General features: G+C 73.2%; 19 protein-coding genes. 10 read left to right on the top strand and 9 right to left on the bottom strand.

Annotated elements, in window-relative coordinates; all coding sequences use genetic code 11:
- A complete protein-coding gene (rfbC, locus tag AC07CM_RS22915) occupies window positions 1–609 on the top strand; it encodes a dTDP-4-dehydrorhamnose 3,5-epimerase (RefSeq protein ID WP_478878283.1) in 609 nt (202 codons plus the stop codon).
- On the opposite strand, the gene AC07CM_RS22910 is transcribed toward rfbC, so the two are convergent.
- From AC07CM_RS22910 to AC07CM_RS22895, 4 genes are all read right to left on the bottom strand, one after another.
- Window positions 599–1402: a class I SAM-dependent methyltransferase gene (locus AC07CM_RS22910; protein ID WP_478878282.1), complete on the bottom strand. Its 804-nt coding sequence runs from the start codon at window positions 1400–1402 to the stop codon at window positions 599–601. The genes rfbC and AC07CM_RS22910 overlap by 11 nt on opposite strands.
- Before the next feature lie 169 nt (window positions 1403–1571).
- On the bottom strand, window positions 1572–2639 hold the full coding sequence (locus AC07CM_RS22905; protein ID WP_478878281.1) for a glucose-1-phosphate thymidylyltransferase: 1068 nt from the start codon (window positions 2637–2639) through the stop codon (window positions 1572–1574).
- A gap of 162 nt (window positions 2640–2801) precedes the next feature.
- Entirely contained in the window at window positions 2802–2978 is a 177-nt protein-coding gene (locus AC07CM_RS22900; protein ID WP_478878280.1) for a hypothetical protein, read from the bottom strand.
- Window positions 2979–3104: 126 nt separating this feature from the next.
- Window positions 3105–3473 carry a DUF6479 family protein gene (locus tag AC07CM_RS22895; protein ID WP_478878279.1) on the bottom strand — a complete coding sequence of 123 codons (369 nt, stop codon included), beginning with the start codon at window positions 3471–3473 and terminating at the stop codon, window positions 3105–3107.
- 145 nt (window positions 3474–3618) lie between these two features.
- Here AC07CM_RS22895 and ctaD point away from each other — a divergent pair, with 145 nt between their 5' ends.
- Together ctaD and ctaF are read left to right on the top strand one after the other, a co-directional pair.
- Window positions 3619–5310 carry an aa3-type cytochrome oxidase subunit I gene (gene ctaD, locus AC07CM_RS22890; protein WP_478878278.1) on the top strand — a complete coding sequence of 564 codons (1692 nt, stop codon included), beginning with the start codon at window positions 3619–3621 and terminating at the stop codon, window positions 5308–5310.
- Window positions 5307–5690 (top strand): aa3-type cytochrome oxidase subunit IV, encoded by a 384-nt coding sequence (ctaF, locus tag AC07CM_RS22885; RefSeq protein ID WP_478878277.1) that lies wholly within the window; start codon window positions 5307–5309, stop codon window positions 5688–5690. Before ctaD ends, ctaF begins: the two co-directional genes overlap by 4 nt.
- On the opposite strand, the gene qcrB is transcribed toward ctaF, so the two are convergent.
- The 3 genes from qcrB to AC07CM_RS22870 form a co-directional block, all read right to left on the bottom strand.
- Window positions 5626–7119: a cytochrome bc1 complex cytochrome b subunit gene (qcrB, locus tag AC07CM_RS22880; RefSeq protein ID WP_478878276.1), complete on the bottom strand. Its 1494-nt coding sequence runs from the start codon at window positions 7117–7119 to the stop codon at window positions 5626–5628. The two genes, ctaF and qcrB, sit on opposite strands and share 65 nt — an antisense overlap.
- Complete coding sequence (locus tag AC07CM_RS22875; RefSeq protein ID WP_478878275.1) at window positions 7116–7388, bottom strand: hypothetical protein; 273 nt, start codon at window positions 7386–7388, stop codon at window positions 7116–7118. The genes qcrB and AC07CM_RS22875 overlap by 4 nt, the downstream gene beginning before the upstream one ends.
- Window positions 7389–7468: 80 nt before the next feature.
- The gene (locus AC07CM_RS22870) at window positions 7469–9916 is read right to left on the bottom strand and encodes a SpoIIE family protein phosphatase (RefSeq protein WP_478878274.1); all 2448 of its coding nucleotides are present in this window, start codon (window positions 9914–9916) and stop codon (window positions 7469–7471) included.
- A 205-nt stretch (window positions 9917–10121) separates the two neighbouring features.
- On the opposite strand from AC07CM_RS22870, the gene lanKC reads away from it, so the two are divergent.
- The 4 genes from lanKC (at window position 10122) to AC07CM_RS22850 (ending at window position 16514) form a co-directional block, all read left to right on the top strand.
- Window positions 10122–12815, top strand: coding sequence for a class III lanthionine synthetase LanKC (gene lanKC, locus AC07CM_RS22865; protein WP_478878273.1), 2694 nt, complete (start codon window positions 10122–10124; stop codon window positions 12813–12815).
- A 48-nt stretch (window positions 12816–12863) separates the two neighbouring features.
- On the top strand, window positions 12864–12977 hold the full coding sequence (locus tag AC07CM_RS22860) for a SapB/AmfS family lanthipeptide (RefSeq protein WP_478878272.1): 114 nt from the start codon (window positions 12864–12866) through the stop codon (window positions 12975–12977).
- A gap of 130 nt (window positions 12978–13107) precedes the next feature.
- Window positions 13108–14808, top strand: coding sequence for an ABC transporter ATP-binding protein (locus AC07CM_RS22855; RefSeq protein WP_478878271.1), 1701 nt, complete (start codon window positions 13108–13110; stop codon window positions 14806–14808).
- Window positions 14805–16514, top strand: coding sequence for an ATP-binding cassette domain-containing protein (locus AC07CM_RS22850; protein WP_478878270.1), 1710 nt, complete (start codon window positions 14805–14807; stop codon window positions 16512–16514). The genes AC07CM_RS22855 and AC07CM_RS22850 overlap by 4 nt, the downstream gene beginning before the upstream one ends.
- Here the strand turns inward: AC07CM_RS22850 and AC07CM_RS22845 are convergent, their stop codons facing one another.
- A complete protein-coding gene (locus tag AC07CM_RS22845) occupies window positions 16515–17123 on the bottom strand; it encodes a LuxR C-terminal-related transcriptional regulator (RefSeq protein ID WP_478878269.1) in 609 nt (202 codons plus the stop codon).
- Window positions 17124–17474: 351 nt separating this feature from the next.
- Here AC07CM_RS22845 and AC07CM_RS22840 point away from each other — a divergent pair, with 351 nt between their 5' ends.
- A complete protein-coding gene (locus AC07CM_RS22840) occupies window positions 17475–19616 on the top strand; it encodes a SpoIIE family protein phosphatase (protein ID WP_478878268.1) in 2142 nt (713 codons plus the stop codon).
- Between the two features lie 152 nt (window positions 19617–19768).
- On the opposite strand, the gene AC07CM_RS22835 is transcribed toward AC07CM_RS22840, so the two are convergent.
- Entirely contained in the window at window positions 19769–21232 is a 1464-nt protein-coding gene (locus tag AC07CM_RS22835) for a S1 family peptidase (protein WP_478878316.1), read from the bottom strand.
- Window positions 21233–21430: 198 nt separating this feature from the next.
- On the opposite strand from AC07CM_RS22835, the gene AC07CM_RS22830 reads away from it, so the two are divergent.
- Window positions 21431–21844 carry a PaaI family thioesterase gene (locus tag AC07CM_RS22830; RefSeq protein ID WP_478878267.1) on the top strand — a complete coding sequence of 138 codons (414 nt, stop codon included), beginning with the start codon at window positions 21431–21433 and terminating at the stop codon, window positions 21842–21844.
- Between the two features lie 453 nt (window positions 21845–22297).
- Window positions 22298–22513, top strand: a complete 216-nt coding sequence (locus AC07CM_RS22825) for a type A2 lantipeptide (protein ID WP_478878266.1) — start codon at window positions 22298–22300, stop codon at window positions 22511–22513.
- The last annotated feature ends 50 nt before the right edge of the window (window positions 22514–22563 follow it).

Raw genomic sequence — 22563 nt, 5'->3', positions numbered from 1 at the left:
TTGCGCCAGTTGGAGATAGCCGACGCCTGGGTGCTGGAGCCCAAGGTGTTCCCGGACGAGCGGGGCAGTTTCCACGAGTGGTACCGGGGCGAGGAGTTCCGCGAGGCCACCGGCTACGATCTCGCGCTCGCCCAGGCCAACTGCTCGGTGTCCCGGCGGGGTGTGCTGCGCGGCGTCCACTTCGCCGACGTACCGCCCGGGCAGGCCAAGTACATCAGTTGTGTGCGCGGTGCGGTCCTGGACGTGGTGGTGGACATCCGGGTCGGCTCGCCCACGTTCGGCCGGTGGGAGGCCGTACGCCTCGGCGACGACACCGGGCACGCGGTGTTCCTAGCGGAGGGCCTCGGGCACGCCTTCATGGCGCTGACCGACGACGCCACCGTGGTGTACCTGTGCTCGGCGGGGTACGCGCCGGGGCGTGAGCACGGGGTGCACCCGCTCGATCCCGGCCTGGCCATCGCATGGCCGGAGGGCATCGAGCCCGTGCTGTCGGCCAAGGACGCCGAGGCGCCCACGCTGGCCGAGGCGGAGCGGTCCGGGCTGCTGCCCAGCTACGCGGACTGCTCCGCCCACTACGAGCGGCTGCGCTCGGGCCGGTTCAGCGGCTGACGCCGTACGGGGCCACCGCGCGGCGCAGCGGCTCCCAGCCGCGGGAGCGCCCGGTCCCGCGGTTGCGGGCCGCGACCAGCGGCTTCCAGAAGCCGGCGCCGAGGAACTCCTCGGGGTTGACGGCCGTGGTGCGCTCCAGGACGGACTCGGGGACCTTCTGCGGGTCCGGCACCTCGAACTCCGCGATGATCTCGTCGTACCTGTCCTTGAGGACGGTGTTCTCCGGGTCGGCGCCGAACACCACCAGCTGGCCGGTGGGCGCGGTGTCGACCAGGACCGTCACCAGGTCGGGGCGGTACCGGTTCAGGATCTCGACCAGCTTGTAGACGTCACCGGTCCAGGCGTCGGTGTGCCGGTCACGGGCGGCCTCGTCGACGTTGCGCGGGAGCATGTCGTCGAAGACGATCACGCCCGCCCAGTCCGAGTGCCTCTCGATGTTGATGAAGTCCCGCAGCGCGTACTCGAACAGGTGCATGCCGTCGATGAACGCGAGGTCCAGGGTGGTGCGCTTCCAGTACCCGAACGGGCTGCGGTTGCGGGCCAGGTTGCGCAGGGGGTGGCGGCCGCCCCTCAGGTGCGCGAGGGGATTGTCGCGGGCGAAGAAGTCGTCGCTGGTCGCCTTGGCCAGGTGCACGTCGCAGCGGATCTCCGTGACCACCTTGAACGCGGGGTCGATCGCGATGCTGGGCACCCGGGACAGCGTCAGGCTGCGGCCGTCGTTGACGCCGATCTCCAGGTAGTTGCGGTTCGCGGTGACCTTGTGGAGCTCCCGCAGGAACTCGTGCCGTTTCACTGGGACATCTCCTTGCGGATGTGAGGCAGGGCTTCGTACGGGGCGGAGCACCGGTCCCTCGGTGGAAGGACCGGCCGTCGGTGGGGCGGACCCGGTCGGGGGGCCTCGGGGCAGGGGGCGACGCGCGCCTTGCCGGCCCGAGTCCCGCACGTGCCCGTGACCAGCCACCTCATGAACGGATCTGCACCTTGCTGTGGTCTCCGAGGACGAGGCGGTGGGCGCTGGGCACTCCGTCCGCCGGGGTCACCTCGACGTGCCGGCCGATCAGCGAGGACTCGATCCGGCCCACCCCGGAGATCGAGGAGTCCCGCAGCACGATGGAGAACTCCAGTTCACTGTCGGTGATCCGGCAGTTCTCCGCGACGGAGGTGAAGGGGCCGACGTAGGAGTCGGTGACGACGGTTCCGGCTCCTATGACGGCGGGGCCGACGATGCGGGAGTTGGAGATCCGCGCGCCCTCCTCGACCACCACCCGGCCGACGGTCTCCGTGCGGTCGTCCACCTCGCCGTCGATGCGCCGTCGCACGCCTTCCAGGACGGCGCGGTTGACCTCCAGCATGTCGTCGACGTCGCCGGTGTCCTTCCAGTAGCCCTGGATGACCGTGGAGCGCACGTCGGCCCGGGAGTCGATGAGGTACTGGATCGCGTGGGTGATCTCCAACTCGCCCCGCCAGGACGGCCGGACGGCGCGCACGGCCTCGTGGACGGCCGGCGTGAACAGGTAGACGCCGACGAGCGCGAGGTCGCTCCTGGGGTGCTCCGGCTTCTCCTCCAGCCCGAGCACCTGTCCGTTCGCGGCGAGTTCGGCCACGCCGAAGGCGCGTGGGTCGGGGACGTGCGTGAGGAGGATCTGGGCGTCGGGGCGGGCGGCCCGGAACTCGTCCACGAAGGAACGGATGCCGCCGACGACGAAGTTGTCCCCGAGGTACATCACGAAGTCGTCGTCGCCGAGGAAGTCCCGTGCTGTCAGCACCGCGTGGGCGAGTCCGACGGGGCGCTCCTGGCGGATGTAGGTGACGTCGAGGCCGAATTTCGACCCGTCGCCGACCGCCTCCTCGATCTCCGCCGCGGTGTCCCCGACGATCATCCCGACCTCGGTGATGCCCGCGTCGGCGAGGGACTCCAAACCGTAGAACAGGACGGGTTTGTTGGCCACCGGCACCAGCTGTTTCGCCGAGGTGTGCGTGATCGGACGCAGTCGGGTGCCGGCTCCGCCGGAGAGCACCAGAGCCTTCATTGGCCATACCCTAACGGCGATCGTCCGGATCGGGCCTTTGTTTGTCGTACTGGTTTGTCACGACCGTGTGGCTCTGGTGCCGCCGGGGGTTCACCGGTCGGTTGCCCGCCGCCGGCGGTGTGCCGGTGCGGAGGCGTCGTGCCGCGTGCGCCCGCCCGCCGCTCAGTCGTCGCCGCGGACGATGTTGTCCTCGGCCGTGGCCCCCTGCTCCGGGACGGTGGCGCGCTCCATGACGGCCGGCAGGCAGGTGGTCACGCCCTTGCCCCGCCGGCGCCGGGCCTTGGACCAACCGGTCTCGGCGTAGGGAAGCGTGGGTTTGGCGTTGGTGTGCGCGGTCACGGCGGTTCATCTTCCTTCTGGCTCCGGGGCCGGTGCGGCTGTGTCCCGAGCCGGCCCGTTGCGCGGTGTGTGCCTGCCCGGGTCCCCGCGCCGAGGAGCGCGCAAACCCGGGCGGGCGGCACGGCCTCAGGTCCGGCCGCCGCCACCGCCGCCGAAGGACCCGCTGGATCCGGGCGACCAGCGCGGGCGACGCTGGTCCTCGGCGCGCCGGGTGCCGGCGTTGCCGAGCTGGTAGGGGGTCAGCCGCTCGCTCTCGTCCGCCGCGCGGGGCACCTCGTCGGGCTCCCGCATCTCACGGGTCTCGCGCACCGGACCGGACGGCGGGGCCTTCGGCTGCTCGTCGGGCCGGGGCGGGGCCGGTTCACGCCGGCGCACGTTCATGCCCAGCCGGACGGCCCACACCAGCCCGGCGGTGACGACGACGCCTGCGACGAGGATGAGGACGTATCCGAGCACCTGACCGCCCGCGGCTGCTTCGTGTATGGCTGCGTTCATGGCCGTCGGGTACCCGGGGCCGCCTGGCGGATGCCCGGTCGCGACGGGCTTCAGCCGATCGGCGCAGTGGGCGGCGCACACGACCGTGGGCGCGCAGGGCGTGGCGCGGGCGGGCCCGGAAGCCCCCGGAGTAGCGTCGGCCGCGATGACCGATTCACCGGAAATGTCAGAGATCAGGGAGATCACCGCACGGTACACGGCCCCCGCCCCCCGGCCCGGCCGGGCGCTGCTGCGGTGGGTCTCCACCGCCGACCACAAGGTGATCGGCCGGCTCTACATGGTCACCGCGTTCTGCTTCTTCCTGCTGGCCGGACTGCTCGCCCTCGGCATGCGCGCCGAACTGGCCACGCCCGGGATGCAGTTGCTGAGCAAGCAGGGCTACGACCAGTTCTTCACGATCCACGGTACGATCATGATGCTGCTGTTCGCGACGCCGATGTTCGCCGGGTTCGCCAACGCCGTCATGCCGCTGCAGATCGGCGCCCCCGACCTGGCCTTCCCGCGGCTCAACGCGATGTCGTACTGGATGTACCTCTTCGGCGGCCTGATGGTGGTCTCCGGCTTCCTGGTGCCCGGCGGGGCGGCGGCGTTCGGCTGGTTCGCCTACGCGCCCCTGAACAGCGCCTACTTCTCCCCCGGCGCCGGCGGCGACCTGTGGGCGATGGGGCTGGTGGTCTCCGGTGTGTCGACGACGCTGACCGCGGTGAACTTCATCGCCACGATCGTGTCCCTGCGGGCGCCCGGCATGACGATGTTCCGCATGCCGATCTTCACCTGGAACGTACTGTTCACCTCGATCCTGGTCCTGCCGGCGTTCCCGGTGTTCGCGGCGGCGCTGCTGGCCCTGGAGGCGGACCGGAAGTTCGGGGCGCACGTCTTCGACGCGGCGGACGGGGGTGCGCTGCTGTGGCAGCACCTGTTCTGGTTCTTCGGGCATCCCGAGGTCTACATCGTGGCGCTGCCGTTCTTCGGGATCGTCTCGGAGATCATCCCGGTCTTCTCACGCAAGCCGCTGTTCGGCTATCTGCCGATGATCGGGGCTACGATCGCGATCACCATGCTGTCGGCGGTGGTGTGGGCGCACCACATGTTCGCGACCGGCGCGGTGCTGCTGCCGTTCTTCTCCATCATGTCGTTCCTGATCGCCGTGCCCACGGGCATCAAGTTCTTCGCCTGGATCGGGACGATGCTGCACGGGTCACTCTCGTTCGAGACGCCGATGCTGTGGTCGCTGGGGTTCCTCGTGTCCTTCCTCACCGGCGGGCTGAGCGGGGTGCTGATCGCCTCCCCGCCGCTGGACTTCCACCTGACCGACTCGTACTTCATCGTGGCGCACCTGCACTACGTGCTGTTCGGTACGGTGGTGTTCGCGATGTTCGCCGGATTCTACTTCTGGTGGCCGAAGTTCACGGGGAAGATGCTGGACGAGCGGCTCGGCAAGCTGCACTTCTGGCTGCTGTTCCCGGCGTTCCAGCTGACCTTCCTGGTGCAGCACTGGCTCGGGGAGCAGGGCATGCCCCGCCGCTACGCGGACTATCTGCCGGGGGACGGTTTCACGTTGCTCAACAGCATCTCCTCGGTGGGGGCCTTCCTGCTCGGCGTCTCCACGCTGCCGTTCCTCTACAACGTCTGGCGCACCGCCACCAAGGCGGAGCGGGTCACCGAGGACGACCCGTGGGGCTGGGGGCGGGGGCTGGAGTGGGCGACGTCCTGCCCGCCGCCCCGGCACAACTTCGTGGCGCTGCCCCGGGTGCGCTCGGAGTCCCCTGCCTTCGACCTGCACCATCCGGAGGTCGTGCGGATCGCCGAGGACACCGAGCAGAGGGGAGTGCGATGAAGGCGGAGGCGATGCTGTTCGGCGGGGTGGCGCTGTTCTTCGGCGGGTCCGCCGCCCTGTACGGCGTGTGGTCGGGGGACGAGACGGGCACCACCGCGCTGGTCGTCGCGTGCGGGATGGCGGCGCTGGTCGCCTTCTTCTGCCTGATCCAGTACCGGCGCCGGGGTCCGCGGGCGCAGGACCGCACGGACGCGGAGGTGGCGGATGCCGCCGGACCGGTGGCGTTCTTCCCGGACGAGAGCGTGTGGCCGGTCGTCACCGCGCTGGGTTTCGCGGTGACGGCGTCCGGGGTGGTCTACGGGCTGTGGCTGTTCCTCATCGGCCTGGGCGTTCTGGCGCGCGGGGTGTTCGGGATGGTGTTCCAGTACGCGCACCGGTGAGTGGCCGGCGCGGGGCTCCGGGGCGGAAGCCCTCCACGGGCTCGTGGTCGGTCTCGTAGCCGCCGGTGACGCTCTGGCGGATGTCGCCGGTGGGCACGCCCTCGTCGAGGCGCTCGCGCTCGGCCGCCGTCAGCGCCCGGCACAGCCAGCGGGTCACCAGGAGGGCGAGGACCGGCGCCAGCACGAGGGCGACGCGCAGCACCCAGGTCAGGGCGTTGACGGAGATGCGGAAGCTCTGGGCGATGATGTCGTTGGCGCCGGCCAGCAGCAGCACGCCGTAGAAGACGGTGCCCGCCACCCCGAGGCCCGTGCGGACGGGGCGCTCGCGCGGCCGGTCGCACAGGTGCTGCTCCTCGTGCCACTCACCGGTCAGGCGCTGCTCCACGAACGGGTAGGCGTACAGCACGGCGAACAGCAGGCCGGGCAGCACGACGGCCGGGAGCAGCACGTTCCACATGAAGGTGTGCCCGGCGACGTTCGTCTCCCACGGCGGCACCAGCCGCAGGGCGCCCTCCAGGAATCCGACGTACCAGTCGGGCTGGGAGCCGGTGGAGTCGATGTCCGGGCGGTAGGGGCCGTAGTTCCAGACGGGGTTGATCTGGGCGATGCCGGAGAGCAGCACCAGCACGCCGGAGACCGTGAGGGAGAGCCCCAGGGAGAAGGCGGCGAACTGCGGGAATAGCGGCTTGCCGAGGACGTTGCGGTTGGTGTGCCCGGGGCCGCGCCACTGGGTGTGCTTGAGGTGGAACACCAGGATCAGATGCACCGTCACCAGGGCGACGAGCGCGCCCGGGAGCAGCAGGATGTGCACCGGGTAGAGCCGGGTGATGATGTCGTGGCCCGGGTACTCGCCGCCGAAGGCGAAGAAGGCCACGTACGTACCCACCAGGGGGAGCGACGCCATGATGCCCTGGGCGATGCGCAGTCCGGTCCCGGAGAGCAGGTCGTCGGGGAGCGAGTAGCCGGCGAAGCCCTCGGCGAGGGCGATGACGAACAGGGTGAGCCCGATCGTCCAGTTCAGTTCGCGGGGGCGGCGGAAGGCACCGGTGAAGAAGATCCGCAGCATGTGCACGCCGATGGCGGCGACGAAGACGAGCGCGGCCCAGTGGTGGGCCTGCCGGATCAGCAGGCCGCCGCGCACGTCGAAACTGATCCGCAGGGTGGAGTCGAAGGCGGCCGACATGAGCACGCCGCGCAACGGCTCGTAGGGGCCGTCGTAGACGACCTCGCGCATCTCGGGCTGGAAGAAGAACGTCAGCCACACCCCGGTCAGGATCAGCACCAGGAGGCTGTAGAGCGCGATCTCCCCGAGCAGGAAGGACCAGTGCTCGGGGAACGCCTTGCGCAGCAGCGCGCCGCCCTCCAGCACGGGGAGCCGGGCGTCGGCGGCGTCCGCGAGCCGTTCCGCGCGACGACCGGCTCGGCTCATGTGTCCTCCGGTGCCGCCGCCCCCGCCACCTCGGCCTCGACCTCGCCGCGCGGCCTGCCCGTCTCCTTCGCGTACTCGCTCACCGCGGTCTGCACGTCGCGCGCCAGGTCCCGCCAGGCGCGCAGCGCCGTCTCGTAGGTGCCCGACTGCGCGCCGGTCATCTGCTGCCCGGCGGGCGGGCCGTAGGCGTCCCGGAGTTCGTCGACGGTGCGCTGTGCCGCGTCGGCGGCGCGCTGCTTCGCCACCAGTTCCTCGAAGGTGTGTGCCACGTCAAGGACCCTAGGCACGGTGGGTGCGCGCCGCCTCCCGACCTGCCGTGCGGGGTCCGCACCGGTACCCGAGTGGCGGCTCAGTCGTCGGGTACGAGATCCGCCCACACCAGTTTGCCGCCGCTGACCGGCACCGTGCCCCAGGCCGCGGAGACGGCCTCGACCAGCAGGATGCCGCGGCCGCCGGTGGCCTCCCAGCCGATGCTGGTGGGCTTGACCGGGCTGCGCGGCGAGCCGTCGGCCACGGCCAGCCGCAGCCGGTGGTTGACCAGAGTGAGGTCGAGGCGGACCTGGCCGCCGGTGTGCACGAGGGCGTTGGTGACCAGCTCGGAGACGACCAGCAGGGCCGCGTCCATGGTGTCGGGCGAGACGCCCCAGGTGCGCAGGGTGCGCCGGGTGAAGCGGCGGGCGTGCCGCACGGCTTCGGGAACCCGCCACACGGTCCAGGTCTCGCGCAGCGGGCGCACCGCCATGCCGTCGTAGCGCATCAGCAGCAGGGCGACGTCGTCGCCGCGGTGGGCACCGGTCAGCAGGGCGTCGGCGACCAGGCCGAGGTGGCCGGGGTCGGCTACGGCGAGTTCGTGGGCGAGCCGGTCCAGGCCCACGTCGATGTCGGCCTCGGCGGACTCCACCAGTCCGTCGGTGGTGAGCGCCAGGACGGTGCCGGGCTGGAGCCTGAGCGGGGTCATCGGGAACTCGGACTGGGTGAGCACGCCGAGCGGCGGGCCACCCTCGGCCTCGACGATCTCGGTGGAGCCGTCCGGGTGGCGCAGCACCGGCGGCAGATGACCGGCGCGGACGCACCAGGCGGTGCCCTGCTCCATGTCGACGTCGACGTAGCAGCAGGTGGCGAAGAGGTCGGTCTCCATGTCCAGCAGCAGCCGGTTGGCGTGCGCGACGACCACGTCCGGGGCGTGGCCCTCCACGGCGTAGGCGCGCAGGGCGGTGCGCATCTGGCCCATCAGGGTGGCGGCACCGGCGTTGTGCCCCTGGACGTCACCGATGACGAAGGCCACGTGGTTGTCGACGAGCGGGATGACGTCGTACCAGTCGCCGCCGACCTCGAGCCCGGCGGTGGTGGGCAGGTAGCGGGCGACGGCGACCGCGCCGGGCAGCCGGGGCAGGCGGCGCGGCAGGAGGGTGCGCTGGAGCATGCCGACGAGTTCGTGCTCGGCGTCGAAGGCGTGGGCGCGGAGCAGGGCCTGCCCGGCGAGGCCGGCGGAGGCGGTGAGCAGGGCGCGCTCGTCGGGGGCGAACTCGTGCGGCTGGTCCCAGCCGATCAGGCAGGCTCCGGCCATGCGGCCGGCGGCGGGCAGCGGCAGTACGGCGAGGCCGCCGGGGCCCACCTCGGCGAGGGCGGGCTCCAGCGGGGTGCCGGCGGGCCAGATGCGCGAGCGGCCCTCGCGCAGTGCGGCGGCGAGGGTGGGCATGGCGCGCACCGGCGCGTCCGGCCACTCGGTGCGCCACTCGGAGCGCCACAGCTCGGGCCACACCTCGGGTTCGGGCGGGTCGAGGACGGTGACGACGAGACGGTCGTTCTCCAGCTCGGCCAGCGCGATGCGGTCGGCCTGGAGGGGTTTGCGCAGGGCGGCGACGACGGCCTGGCCGACGTCCTTGACGGTGCCGGCCATGGCGAGGGCGGCGGCCAGGCGCTGCACCCGGGCCACGTCGGTGACGTCGGAGCGCAGCGTCGAGGCGTCCGCGACGGTGCCGACGACCCGGGTCGGGCGGCCCTCGCCGCCGGGGAGCAGCCGGCCGCGCAGCCGCAGCCATTTGGGCGGCCCGGAGGGCTGCAGGACGCGGAACTCCAGCTCGCGTTCGCCGATGGACATGTGGTCGGCCTCGACCACCGACATCAGGGCGGGCAGGTCCTCGGGCACGGTGAGGCCGAGCAGCGTCTCCACCTTGCCGTCGAACTCCTCCCGGCCGAGCCCGAAGAGCCGCAGGATCGTGTCGCCGACCTCGACCCGGCCGGTGTCCACGGCCAGGCTGAACGTGTCGGCGGCCAGTTCGCCGGTGTCGGCGGCGGTGCCGGGCGGTGCGGGCACGGCGACCGCCCGCGCGATCAGCTCCAGGCAGGCGCGGTCGTCGGTGCCGAAGCCGCCCGGGTGCTCGGTGACGGCAAGCAGACAGCCGCTGCCGGGGGGACCGAGCGGCAGCGCGGCCAGGGAGAAGTCGGGGGACGGTGTCCGGCGCGCCTCGGGGCAGTCGGCCAGCTCGGCCGGGCCGAGCCAGCGGGGCCGCCCGGTGCGGTGGGCCTCGGCCGGCGGCGAGCCGCCCGCGGCCTGATAGCCGTCGCGCAGGCCGTACAGCGTGCGCGGCAGCCCCGCCGACTCGGCAAGGCACAGCACCGCGGGGTCGGCGCCGGGCGCGTAGACCCCCACGAACGCCGCCCCGGCAAAAACGAGCGCCTGTTCGAGAACCCGGCGCAGCCGGTCGGGGGAGGCGGGCATGTCGATGAGCGTTTCAAGGGCCGTTTCGGCACGCTCGGTTCTCGTTCTGCGCACCGCAGCACCCTCACTGGCCACTTGGCCATTACAGCGCGTATGAGCCGCCTGCGCAGCCCCTGTGAACGCTTCGCGCGTCGCGCGGGCCCAGGCTCGCTCGAAAGCCGCCGAACACATCTTTACGCGTGCGTTCCGCACGTGGATGTCATGACAGCGGTGACTGTCCGCGACCTTCCGCCTGCTGCGAGTGTCGACCCCGTCATCGGGAGGAAGGGGCGCAAGGCGCATGGACAAGCGGTACGAGGTGTACGCGCTCGCCGACGGGCACTTCTACGACACGCCCGACCGGCTGTCGGCGGACGGGAACGAGCCGGCGCCGCAGTTCGCCACGGCGCGTCGCGCGGTCCCGGACGGCTGGCACGCGGCGCGCTCCGGCGACTGGCTGACACTCACCCCGCTCGGCGACGACGGCGCGCCGCTCCCCTCCCCCGCGCAGGGCTGGAAGATCCATTCCTCGGCGACGGCGGCGAACGCCGAAAGGATCGCCGCGATCGTGTGGGACTACTGCGTGCCGCGCCGCATCCCGTTCAAGTTCGTGCCGGCCCCGCATCTGCTGCACCTGCGCAACGCCAAGTACGCGGGCCGCGACACCAGCGGCAAGTTCGTCACCGTCTACCCGGCCGACGAGGAGCGGCTGCACGAGGTGCTGCGCGAGCTGGGCGCCCTGCTGGAGGGCTGCGAGGGGCCGTACATCCTGACCGACCTGCGCTGGTCCGACGGGCCCCTCTACGTCCGCTACGGCGCCTTCGCGCGCCGGTACGTCGTCGACGAGCGCGGCTCGCTGGTGCCGGCGGTGGCCGACGGCGAGGGGCGCCTGGTGCCGGACCGGCGGGATCCGTCCTTCCAGGTGCCGGAGTGGGTCACGCTCCCGGAGTTCCTGCGCCCGCACCTCGAGGCCCGCAACACCACGACGGTCGGCGAACTGCCGTACCGCATCGAGAAGGCCCTGCACTTCTCCAACGGCGGCGGGGTGTACGTCGGCACGGACACCCGGGACGGGCGCCGGGTGGTGCTGAAGGAGGGACGTCCGCACGCGGGGCTCGCCGCCGACGGCGCGGACGCGGTGGCCCGGCTGGAGCGGGAGAAAGCCGCGCTGGAACGGGCCGCCGGGACCGGTGTGGTGCCCGAGGTGCGGGACTGGTTCACGCTCGGGGACCACCGCTTCCTGGTGATGGACTTCCTCGAGGGCCGCCCGCTCAACTCGTTCTTCGCCGAACGGCACCCGCTGCTCACCGCCGACCCCGACCCGGCGAAGGTCGCCGCCTACACGGCGTGGGCGCTGCGCGTCCACCGGGCCGTGGAGCGGGCGGTGGAGGCGATGCACGCGCGCGGGCTGGTCTTCAACGACCTGCACGTGTTCAACGTCATGGTCGCGCCGGACGACGAGACGGTGTACCTGATCGACTTCGAGGCGGCGGCGCCGGCCGCGGAGAACGGCCGGCAGACGGTGGCCCACCCCGGCTTCTTCGCCCCGCCGGACCGCCGTGGCAAGGATGTCGACCGGTATGCGCTGGCCTGTCTGCGCCTGGCCCTGTTCCTGCCCGTGACCACGCTGTTCGTGGTGGACCGCGGGAAGGCGGCGCATCTGGCGGACGTGATCACAGAGCAGTTCCCGGACGTGCCGCGCGCCTTCCTGGACGAGGCGGTCGCCGAGATCACCCGGGACACGGCGGGCGGGCCAGGCCGTCGTACCTCGGCGCCGCTGGTGGTGCCGGGCGACTGGCCGTACAGCCGGGACTCGATGGTGAAGGCGATCCTCGCCTCCGCGACCCCGGAGCGCGCCGACCGGCTCTTTCCCGGCGACATAGCCCAGTTCTCCGACGGCGGCGGCCTCGGGCTCGCGCACGGCGCGGCCGGGGTGCTGTACGCACTGGAGGTCTCCGGCGCCGTCCGGTACGACGAGGGCGAGCGCTGGCTGCTGGAGCGCACGGCACCGCCGCCGCCCGGCACCCCGCTCGGTCTGTACGACGGTCTCGCGGGCGTGGCCCTGGTCCTCGACCTGCTCGGCCACCGGCAGCGGGCGCTGGACCTGATCGACGGCATCCTGCGGGAGAACTGGCACAATCTCTCCTCCGACCTGCACGGCGGCCTGTCCGGACTCGGCCTGGTCCTCGGCCGCCTGGCGGAGTCGACCGGCGAGCCGGAACTGCGCGACCGGGCCGCCGAGGCCGCCGAGATCCTGGTACGACGGCTCACCGAACCGGTGCCGGACACGCCCCGGCGGCGGGCCGGGCTGCTGCGCGGCGCGAGCGGGCCCGCGCTGTTCCTGCTGCGGCGGTACGAGGAGACGGGCGAGGCCCGCCTGCTCGTGGCGGCGGCCGAGGCCCTCCGCCGCGACCTGGCCTGCTGCGTCGTCCAGGCGGGCGGCGGTCTGGAGGTGGACGAGGGCTGGCGCACGCTGCCGTACCTCGGGGACGGCAGCGTGGGGATCGGCCTGGTCCTCGACGACTACCTGGCGCTGACGGGCGACGACGGCTCCCTCGTGCGGGCCGCGGCCGCCGGCCGGGAGGCCGACGACGGCCGGGAGGCGGCCTTCCTCGCCCACGCGGCCGACGCCACGAAGGAGTTCGGGCGGGCCCGGGCCGGTATCCTCACCGCGGCCACCTCCCGCTTCTACGCGCAGCCCGGCCTCTTCCAGGGCCGCGCCGGAATGGTCCTGCACCTCGCCCGCGGCTCCGCGCCGGGCGCCGGGCGGGACCGGCTGGAGCAGCAGATCGCGGGGCTCGGCTGGTTCGCGATGGCCTATCAGGGCCAACTCGCCTTCCCCGGGCACCAGATGATGCGGCTCTCCATGGACCTCGCCACCGGAACGGCCGGCTGTCTGCTGGCGCTCGCGTCGGCCCTCGACGCCGAGCCCACCGCGCACCTGCCCTTCCTGCCGCCGCCACCGGCGGCCCACACACGCGGCTCCGCGAACTGACGGAGTCGTGACACAACCCCCGTCCCCAAACAGGGAAAGGACACGATCATGGCACTTCTCGACCTGCAGACCCTCGAGTCCGAGGAGCACACCCACGGCGGCGCGAGCACGGTGAGCCTGCTCTCCTGCGTCTCGGCGGCGAGCGTTCTGCTCTGTCTCTGACGGGGCAGGTGACTCCACGGCTCCGGGCGGTCCTCTCCTCATGCGGGAGAGGCTGTCCGGAGCCTTCCCGTCCGCACGGGAGGGTGCCGTACGGGGCCTTCCCGTCCGATCCGACGCGAGGCCGCAGCCGATGCCGACCCGTCCCGACGCACCCGATCGTCTCTCGCGTGCCGTGCTCCGGCACGGCGGTGCCCGCTGTGCCGCCCTGTGCGCCGTGACCACGGCCGGCACGGCCGCCGGACTGCTGCTGCCCGCCGCACTCGGCCGGGCCCTCGACCTGCTGCTCGCCCGCGCTCCGGCGGCCCGCTGGGTGGCCTGCTGCGCGGGCCTGGTGCTGCTGCTCGCCGTGCTCGACGGGTGTGCGGGCGTGCTCACCGGCACCGTCGACGCCCGGTCCACCGCGTGGCTGCGCGGCCGGGTCACCGGGCACGTCCTGGCCCTGGGCCCGCGGGCCGGCGCCCGGTTCGGGTCCGGTGATCTCGTGGCGCGGCTGGTCGGCAACGCCGCGCAGGCCGGGACCGCGCCGGGTGCGGTGGCCGCGCTGGTCGCCGCGCTCGCCGGGCCGGTCGGGGGTGTGGTGGCGCTCGGCCTCATCGACCCGTGGCTGGTGGCCGTCCTGCTGGCCGGAGCGCCGGTCCTGGCGCTGCTGCTGCGTGCCTTCGCCCGGGACACCTCGGCGTGCGTGGCGGACTACCAGCGGGTGCAGGGCCGGATCGCGGCCGCTCTCGCGGAGGCGGTCGGCGGCTTCCGCACCATCCGGGCCGCGGGCGCCGAGGACCGGGAGACGGACCGGATCCTCGCGCCGCTGCCCGAGCTGTCCCGGGCCGGGCACCGCATGTGGCGCGTGCAGGGGCGGGCCGCCGCGCAGGCGGTCACCGTGGCACCGCTGCTGAACCTTGGCGTGATGGCGGTGGCCGGGCTGCTGCTCGCCCGGCACCGGCTGTCGGTGGGCGAACTGCTGGCCGCCTCCCGGTACGCGGTGCTGGCGACGGGGGTCGGCGTGCTGGTCGGACAACTGGCCGCGCTCTCCCGGGCCCGCGCGGCGACCGGCCGGCTCGCCGAGGTGCTGGCCGAACCGGCGCCCGGGCACGGCACCCGCCGCCTGCCGGCCGGCCCCGGGCGGCTGGAGCTGCGGGGGGTGACGGCCCGCCGGGGCGGCCGCACCGTCCTGGACGGCGTCGACCTGGAGGTGCCGGGCGGCACCGTCCTCGCCGTCGTCGGCCGCTCCGGGACCGGCAAGTCCCTGCTCGCCGAACTCGCGGGACGGCTGGCCGACCCGGACACGGGCGAGGTCCTGCTCGACGGAGTCCCGCTGCGCGCCCTGGCCCACGCCGAGCTGCGCCGCGCGGTCTCCTACGCCTTCGAGCGCCCCGCCCTGCTCGGCAGGACCGTCGAGGACACGATCGCGTTCGGGCTCACCGCCCCCTCCCCCGACCGGATCCGGTCCGCCGCGCGCACGGCCCGCGCCGACGCCTTCGTCCGCCGTCTGCCCCACGGCTACGCCACCCCCTGCGCCGACACGCCGCACTCCGGCGGCGAGGCCCAGCGCCTGGGCCTCGCCCGCGCCTTCGCCCACGGCGGCCGGCTGCTGATCCTCGACGACGCCCTCTCCAGCCTCGACACGGTCACCGAGCACCAGATCACCCAGGTCCTCCTGGCCTCGGGCACCGGCCCGACCCGGCTGCTGATCGCCCACCGCGCGGCCACCGCGGCCCGCGCCGACACGGTCGCCTGGCTGGACGGGGGCCGCCTGCGGGCGGTGGGCACGCACTCCGCACTGTGGCGGGACAAGGAGTACCGAGCGGTGTTCGAACCGGAGGACGAAACGTGAGCGCACGGATCCGGACACTGCGGGCACTGCGCGCACGGTGGCGTGTACTGCTGCGGCTGGGCCTCTGGTCCGTTCTGGAAGCCGGGCAGACCTTTCTGGCCGGCTACGCGCTGGCGCGTGCGCTGGACGCCGGGTTCCTGGCCGGGAACACGCGGACGGGCCTGCAGTGGCTGGGGGCCGCCGGGCTCGCGGTGGGCGCCGGGGCGTACGGGACCGGGCGGGTGTACGGCGTGGTCGCCGCGCTGGTCGAACCGGTGCGGGACCGGCTGGTGGCCACCGTGGTGCGGCGCGGGGTGCGGGAGGCGGACGCCGGGGCGCTGTCCGGCCTCACCCAGCAGGTGGAGATCGCCCGGGACACCCTCGCGGGCCTGGTGATGGTCTCCCGTTCGTTCCTGTTCACCGCCGCCGGTGCGCTGATCGGCCTGTTCTCGCTGGATCCGCTGCTGCTGACGGTCGTCGCGCCACCGCTGCTGGCCGGGGTGTGCCTGTTCACGGCGACCCTGCGGCCGTTGGCCCGGCGTCAGGAGACCTTCCTCGCCGCGGACGAGGCACTCGCCGAGAACCTGGGCGCGGTGTGCGGGGGGCTGCGGGACGTCACGGCGGCGGGCGCCGAGGCACAGGTGGCGGCCGGCACCGGCCGGTCGATCGAGGCGGAGCGGCGGGCCGCCCGCGCCCTGGCCCGCTGGAGCGTGGCCCGTGTGGCCGCGCTGGCGGTGGGCGGCGAACTGCCCGTGGTCCTGTTGCTCGCCGCCGCACCCTGGCTGCTGGGCCACGGTGTGACCCCGGGTGCGCTGGTCGGGGCCCTCGCCTACGTCACCCAGTCCCTGCTCCCCGCCCTGCAGAACCTCGTCCACGGCCTCGGCACCAGCGGCTCACGCCTCACCGTCGTCCTGCGCCGGCTGAGTCCGGCGACGGTCCCGGAGGCAGCGCGGGCGGACGACCGGCCCGAGCCCCCGGTGGCGCCGACGACCGTCTCGCCGCCGGCCCTCGCCCTCGCCTCCGTCGCCTTCGCCCACGGTCCCGCGAGTGAGCCCGTGCTCGACGGTCTCGACCTCACCGTCCCGGCCGGCGGCCACCTAGCCGTCGTGGGACCGAGCGGCATCGGGAAGTCGACGCTCACCGGGCTGGTCGCGGGGCTGCTGGAGCCCCGCGAAGGGGTGATCCGGGTGTACGGGCATGCCGTGCCGGGCCCGGCGGCGGCCGCGTCCCGCGTGCTGGTCCCGCAGGAGGCGTACGTCCACGGCGGCACCCTCGCCGAGAACCTGGGCCTTTTCCGCCCGGACCCGGTGCCGGCGGCGGAGCTGCTGGCCGCCGCCGAGGCGGTCGGGCTGACCCCGCTGCTGCGGACGCTGGGCGGACCCGCGGCCCGGGTCGACCCGGCCGCGCTGTCGGCGGGCGAGCGGCAGCTGGTCGCGCTGACCCGGGCCTATCTCGCGCACGCGCCGCTCGCCCTGCTCGACGAGGCCACCTGCCATCTCGACCCGGAGGCGGAGGCCCGGGCCGAGCGGGCGTTCGCGACGCGCCCGGGCGGCACCCTGGTGGTCGTCGCCCACCGCATCAGCTCGGCCCGGCGCGCCCACCGGGTGCTGGTGATGGACGGCCCGCGCACCGTCTGCGGGACGCACGACGAACTGCTGCGGGCCTCGGCCCTGTACCGGGATCTGGTCGGCGGCTGGACGGTGGAGCCGTCCGCGCCGGCCCGGTGATCACACCCAGCCCTCTCCCCGCGATATCCGGATCGCATCGACGCGGTTGCGCGCGCCGGTCTTGCGGGTGATCGCCGCCATGTAGTTGCGCACCGTGCCGTGGGACAGGTGCAGGCTTCCCGCTATCTCCGCTATGGACGCCCCGCCGGCCGCCAGGGACAGCACGCTCAGCTCGCGCCGGGTCAGCGGCATCTGTGCCGCCTTGAGGAAGCCGAAGCCCAGCGAGGCGTCGACGTAACGTTCCCGCTCGGCGACCATGCGGATCGCGCGCACCAGCCTGTCCGGTGAGCCCGCCTTGTCGACGAAGCCGAGCGCCCCTGCCTCGGCGGCCCGCTTCAGGAGCCCCGGTCTGTTCGCGCTCGCGAGGACCACGAGCGCGGGCGGCCGGCCGCCCGTGCCGGGCGGGCACAGGTCCCCGAGCGGCGGCACACCGTGACCGTCGCCGCAGTCCAGGTCGGCCGCGCACACGTCCGGACATAAGGAACGCACCCGTAAGGCCGCGGCACGCCACGGCGTGTCCTCCACCTGAAGACCCGGTTCCCGCCGTAGCCATTCGGCCAGGACCGACCGCACCAGACACGCGTCGTGCACCAGAAGTACCCGAATCACTGCCTTCCCCCTCCAGTAGGCCGTCCTTCGCCGCCTCATGTCCCCGTTCTCCCGGGTGGTGAGCGCGTGCCCCATTCTTGGCGGCCGTCACCGTTCGGGGGCGCGGAGATCCGGCCATCAAGGTGCGTGGGGGCGCACACAGGGCGCCCGTACGCAACAGCGCGCATCAGCTCTGGGGGCATGGTCCGGGCCGGACGGGGTATCCACGGGCATCCGAGGTGACGGTGCTCCTTCGCAGGTGAGCGCGGACCGTCCGCGGCACCCGAGAGGCGCTCGCCGTGCGCCGGACGCATCCGCGAGGGAGCCTTGTCCCCGGGATGCGACGCGCGGCCGTACGAGGAGGTGGTCGGCGTGTCCGACGGGCCAGGGCAGGCGCGGGCCCCGGCGACCGCCAGGGCGCCGGCCGGCGAACCGCTGCTGTCGCTCGCGCTGGCCGCGATGCTCGAGGAGGTGCACGCGCACTCCGGCGCGGTGTACCTGCTCCGGCCCGATGAGCCGGTGCTGGAGATGGCCGTGATGGCGGGCATGCCCCGGGCGTTCGCCGCGCCGTGGGAGCGGGTGGGCCTGAGCGCGCCGATTCCGGTCGCGGACGCGGTGCGGGAGCGGCGGCTGGTGTGGGTGAGCGGCGAGGAGGAGATGGCCCGCCGCTATCCGCGGATCGCGGTGGTGCTGCCGTACCCGTTCGCGCTGGCCGCGGTGCCGGTGGCGCGTGCGGGCACGGTGTACGGCGCCGTCTTCGTGACCTGGCCGGGTGCGCATCCCGCTGAGCTGCCCGCCTGGGAGCGCGAGCATCTGACGGCGGCCTGCGAGCGGCTGGCCCTGCGGCTCGAGCGGGCCACCGCCGAGAACCGGCCGCTCGGGCCCGAGTCCGATCTGCTGGCGACCCCGGTGTCGGGCGTGGCGGACACGCTGGGGTCGGTGGAGGCGGTACGGATGGTGTCCCGGCTGCCGTACGGGCTGGTGTCGCTGGATCTGCACGGCCGGATCGTCTTCGCCAACACGGCCGCCGCCGAGATGATCGGCCGTCCCGTCCGCGAACTGCTGGGGACCTTGCCCTGGGTGTCGGTGCCGTGGCTGAACGACCCGATGTACGAGGACCGTTACCGGGCCGCCCTGATCAGCCAGGAGGTGACGTCGTTCGTGGCGCTGCGCCCACCGGGCGAGTGGCTGTCCTTCCGGCTGTATCCGAGCACGACCGGGCTGAGCGTGCGCATCAGCCGGGCCCGGGCCGTCGCGGACATGGCGCGGAGTGCGCCGCAGTCGGAGCGGGGGCCCTCGCGGCTGGTGACCATCTCCCAGGTGCTGAGCCTGGCCGGGGCGCTGACCGAGGCGGTGGGGGTGCAGGACGTGGTGCAGCTGGTGTGGGACGAGGTGGCCCCGGCGGTCGGCAGCCAGGCGATGGTGGTCCTCGGCTCACAGGCCGGGCGGCTGCACGTGCTGGGACACCGCGGGTACTCCGACCCGCACGTCGTGGAGCGGTTCGACGGGCTGCCGCTGAGCGAGCGCACCCCCGGCACCCACGCGCTGAGCAGCGGGGTGCCGGCGTTCTTCGAATCGCGGGACCAGTTGGAGCGTCTGTACCCGAACCGGCACGAGACACCGGACGGGTTCGCGGCCTGGGCGTATCTGCCGCTGATCGCGTCCGGGCGGCCGGTCGGCACCTGTGTGCTGGCGTACGCCGAGCCGCATGTCTTCCCCGCCGACGAGCGGGCGGTCCTGACCAGCCTCGGCGGCCTGATCGCGCAGGCCCTGGAGCGTGCCCTGCTGTACGACGCCAAGCACCGGCTGGCGCAGGGGCTGCAGCAGTCGCTGCTGCCGCACTCGCTGGTGCGGCTGCCCGGCATCGAGGCGGCGGCGCGGTATCTGCCGGCCACTCAGGGCATGGAGATCGGTGGCGACTTCTACGACCTCGTCCCGGCCCGTCCGCTGGCGGCGGCGGTGATCGGGGACGTCCAGGGGCACAACGTGACGGCGGCGGCGCTGATGGGGCAGATCCGCACCGGCGTACGGGCGTACACCACGGTGGGCCAGACACCGCAGGAGGTGATGCGCAGCACCAACCGGCTGCTCATCGACCTCGGGGCCGACCTGTTCGCCAGCTGTCTGTACCTGCGGCTCGACCCGGCCCGCGGGCAGGCCGTGATGGCCCGCGCCGGGCATCCGCCGCCCCTGCTCAGACGCCCGGACGGACGGGTGCGGGTCCTGGACCTCGCCGGTGGGCCGCTGCTGGGGATCGACGCGTCGGCCACGTACCCGACCACCGAGGTGTCCCTGGCCCCCGGTTCGGTCCTCGTCCTCTACACGGACGGGCTGGTGGAGTCGCCCGGCATGGACATCGAGGACTCCCTGGTCGACCTCGGCGCCCTGCTCTCGGAGGCCGGCGACCAGCCGCTGGAGAACCTGGCCGACGAGCTGGTACGGCACAGCGCGGCGGCACGCGAACGGGTGGACGACGTGGCGGTGCTGCTGCTGCGGGCCCAGGGGTGCGGCTGAGCCCGCGGGTTGGACGACCGCGGTCCGGCCCTCCCGCCGGAGGGCCGGACCGCCCCTGCCGGCCGGAACCGCTGAGGGCCGGTCAGGGAGTCTCGGTACGGCGCGACCGGCCCCCGTGCGGGGACCGCCCGCCAAGTGCCGTCGCGGGACGGCTAGTGGGTGCCGGACTGGTCGCCGGTGCCGGTGGCGTCGCCCGCGCCCGCGCCGGACTGGTCTCCGGCGCCCGTGCCCTCGCCGGTGCCGGCACCGCTCTGGTCACCGGCTCCGCTCTGGTCGCCCGCCCCGCTCTGGTCGCCGGCCGTGGCGGACGGGTCGGCGGTGCCGATCTGGTCGCCTCCCGCCTGGTCGCCTGCGCCCGCCTGGTCGCCGGCGCCGGACTGGTCGCCCGCGCCCGCCTGGTCGCCGGCCGAGGCCGAGGGGTCGGCGGTGCCCGCCTGGTCGCCCGCGCCCGCCTGGTCGCCCGCGCCGGCGCCGTTGCCGCCGTCACCGAGGGTGGCGCCGGTGGCCTGCAGGGCGGCGGTGACCGGCTGGAAGAAGGTCTCGCCGCCGCTGGTGCAGTCGCCGCTGCCGCCGGAGGTGAGGCCGACCGCCCCGCCGTCCTGGGTGAACAGGGAGCCGCCGCTGTCGCCGGCCTCGGCGCAGACGTTGGTCTGGATGAGACCGTTGACGGTGTCGACGCCGTTCGGGTCCGTCTCGCTCTGGAAGTTGACGGTGGCGTCGAGGCCGGTCACCTGACCGTTGTGCAGGCCGGTCGTGGAGCCCATCCGGAAGACGGTCGCACCGACGGTGGCGTCGGCGGCCTGGGTGATCTGCACGGTCTGGCCGTTGCCGACGTTGACCTCGCTCGGCGCCTGGGTGGCGGCGTCGTTGTACTTCACCAGGGAGAAGTCGTTGCCCGGGAAGGTGGCCTGGTCCACGGTGGCGATGGGCTGGCCGTTCTGGGAGTCGGACCAGTCCTTGGCGGCGACACCGCAGTGACCGGCCGTCAGGAAGGCGGGGCTGCCGTCGGAGGCCTTGACGTTGAAGCCCAGGGAGCAGCGCACGTTGCCGCCCTGCACCTGGGAGAAGATGGCGTCGCCGCCCGAGACGAAGGTCTTGAAGGTGCCGGCGGACTTCTTCAGGGTCGCCATGCCGGAGCCGAGGCCCTGCACGGTCGACTGGAGCTTGTTCCACTTGGCGCCGGTGACGCTGGAGTCGGCGGTGACCACCACCTTGTCGGTGCGCGGGTCCACGGCCCAGGCCGTGCCGGGGATCGTGGCCTTGGTCTTCAGGGTCCGTGCGGCGGTCTTGAGTTCCGCGGTGCTGTTGTCGACCTGACGGACGGCGGCGCCGGCCTTCTTCGCCTGCACGATCACGTTGCTGTCGCCGCCGACCACGTTGACGACCAGCTGCTGCTTGGCACTGTCGTAGTAGGAACCGGCGAGGGCGTCACCGAGGGCCTTCTGCAGCTGCGCGGCGAGAGCCGAGGCGTCAGCCGCCTTCAGGGTCTTCGCGGTGCCTGCGGCGCCCGAGGCCTGGTCCTTGTCCTGCGACGCGTTGGCGTTGGGCAGCAGGAGGGCTGCCGCTCCGAGCGCCGCGACACCGCCCACCGCTATCGCGGCCTTGCGCTTGGGCATTCGCTTGTGACTCAAACTTCTCGACCTCCTGGGGACGGGGGTCTGCCGCTGTCGGGCAGTTGATCGGGGGCGCCTGGATGGCTGTAGGTACGGGCGGGTCACCCGGTGCGTTCAATTCCGCTTCCCAACTTCCGTGTCGCCACGGCGAATCGGCCACGCTCCGCGTGTCGCGCCGCGCGGCCGGGAAGAATCGCCCATATGACGATGACCACCGCCGAAGCCGACAAGATCCTCTCCGTCAACTTCGCCCCCTGGGTGCTCGACCTCGGGCTGTCGGTGGAGGAGTTGGGCGAGGATCGCGCGATCCTGCGTCTGCCCTGGTCGGACCGGCTGGCCCGGGAGGGCGGAGGGCTGTCGGGGCAAGCGCTGATGGCGGCCGCCGACACGGCGACGGTGATCGCCGTCTCGGCCGCGCGGGGCGGCTTCGTGCCGATGACGACCGTTCAGCAGTCGACGTCCTTCCAGCGGGCGGTGACCGGTTCGGATGTCCTGATCGAAGCGGTCCTGACCAAGCTGGGGCGGCGGATGGCGTTCGCGGACATCACCCTGAGCGACGCCGGATCGGGTGCGCTCGCGGCCCGCGCGAGCACGGTCTACGCCCTCATGGGCTGACACGTTCGGTCACTGATCGGTAGCAGTACGTTCCGAACATGTACCGGAATCCCTGCTTCAGGGAATCTGCACATTGAATACTCAACCAAGTCACCGCCGCCCCCGGTTCTGCACATTCGCGCGCCCCCCTGCACGCCTTTGGCGCGGAGTGCCGGATTCGCCGCCGGGCAGGCAAGGGCCGGGTTGCGTCGATGCCGTGAGCCGTGTGAAGGAGTCGCCGACAAGCCGTGCACGAGCCTGCACGGTTGAGGCTGTGTGGGGGCCAAGTGCGCTGGTGAGGGGCCTGGTTGATTGGAAGCGCGGCCCGCGTGCGTGCTTTGATCCATCGCATCGCGGGGGTACCCCGGGCTCCCGGAGACGGGCGTCCGGCGCCCGCGGCCGCGGCCGTCCGTCTGTCCCCAGAGGGGGCCGCTTCCCCCCTTGTGAAATATCCATACGAAGGGAAGTTCCATCATGAACTCCACCCCCCAGGTTGAGACCGTCGAGATCTCGGACGCCGAGCTGGACAACGTCTCCGGCGGTCTTTCCGTGAACGCCCTCAACACCGCCACCGGTGCCCTGAACGGCGTTGCCCCGGTTGCCGGCGCGGTGGACACGGCCATCGGCACCGTCCAGGGTGTCACCGGCCTGAACGTCGCCCCGGTCACCGACCTGGTCGCCGGTCTCTGACCGCACCCCGGTGTCACCGAAGTCCCGGAGCCGTCCCCCGGTTCCGGGAC

The organism is Streptomyces sp. NPDC044061 (assembly GCF_056434305.1).
The sequence above is the reverse complement of the archived record's forward strand: the minus strand, read 5'-3'. Positions and strand labels throughout refer to the sequence as shown.

What these genes read in the sequence shown, in the direction of transcription:
- AC07CM_RS22905 (WP_478878281.1), bottom strand. Translation starts at nt 2,639, where the DNA reads ATGAAGGCTCTGGTGCTCTCCGGCGGAGCCGGCACCCGACTGCGTCCG.
- AC07CM_RS22895 (WP_478878279.1), bottom strand. Translation starts at nt 3,473, where the DNA reads ATGAACGCAGCCATACACGAAGCAGCCGCGGGCGGTCAGGTGCTCGGA.
- ctaD (WP_478878278.1), top strand. Translation starts at nt 3,619, where the DNA reads ATGACCGATTCACCGGAAATGTCAGAGATCAGGGAGATCACCGCACGG.
- ctaF (WP_478878277.1), top strand. Translation starts at nt 5,307, where the DNA reads ATGAAGGCGGAGGCGATGCTGTTCGGCGGGGTGGCGCTGTTCTTCGGC.
- qcrB (WP_478878276.1), bottom strand. Translation starts at nt 7,119, where the DNA reads ATGAGCCGAGCCGGTCGTCGCGCGGAACGGCTCGCGGACGCCGCCGAC.
- lanKC (WP_478878273.1), top strand. Translation starts at nt 10,122, where the DNA reads ATGGACAAGCGGTACGAGGTGTACGCGCTCGCCGACGGGCACTTCTAC.
- AC07CM_RS22860 (WP_478878272.1), top strand. Translation starts at nt 12,864, where the DNA reads ATGGCACTTCTCGACCTGCAGACCCTCGAGTCCGAGGAGCACACCCAC.
- AC07CM_RS22855 (WP_478878271.1), top strand. Translation starts at nt 13,108, where the DNA reads ATGCCGACCCGTCCCGACGCACCCGATCGTCTCTCGCGTGCCGTGCTC.
- AC07CM_RS22835 (WP_478878316.1), bottom strand. Translation starts at nt 21,232, where the DNA reads ATGCCCAAGCGCAAGGCCGCGATAGCGGTGGGCGGTGTCGCGGCGCTC.
- AC07CM_RS22830 (WP_478878267.1), top strand. Translation starts at nt 21,431, where the DNA reads ATGACGATGACCACCGCCGAAGCCGACAAGATCCTCTCCGTCAACTTC.
- AC07CM_RS22825 (WP_478878266.1), top strand. Translation starts at nt 22,298, where the DNA reads ATGAACTCCACCCCCCAGGTTGAGACCGTCGAGATCTCGGACGCCGAG.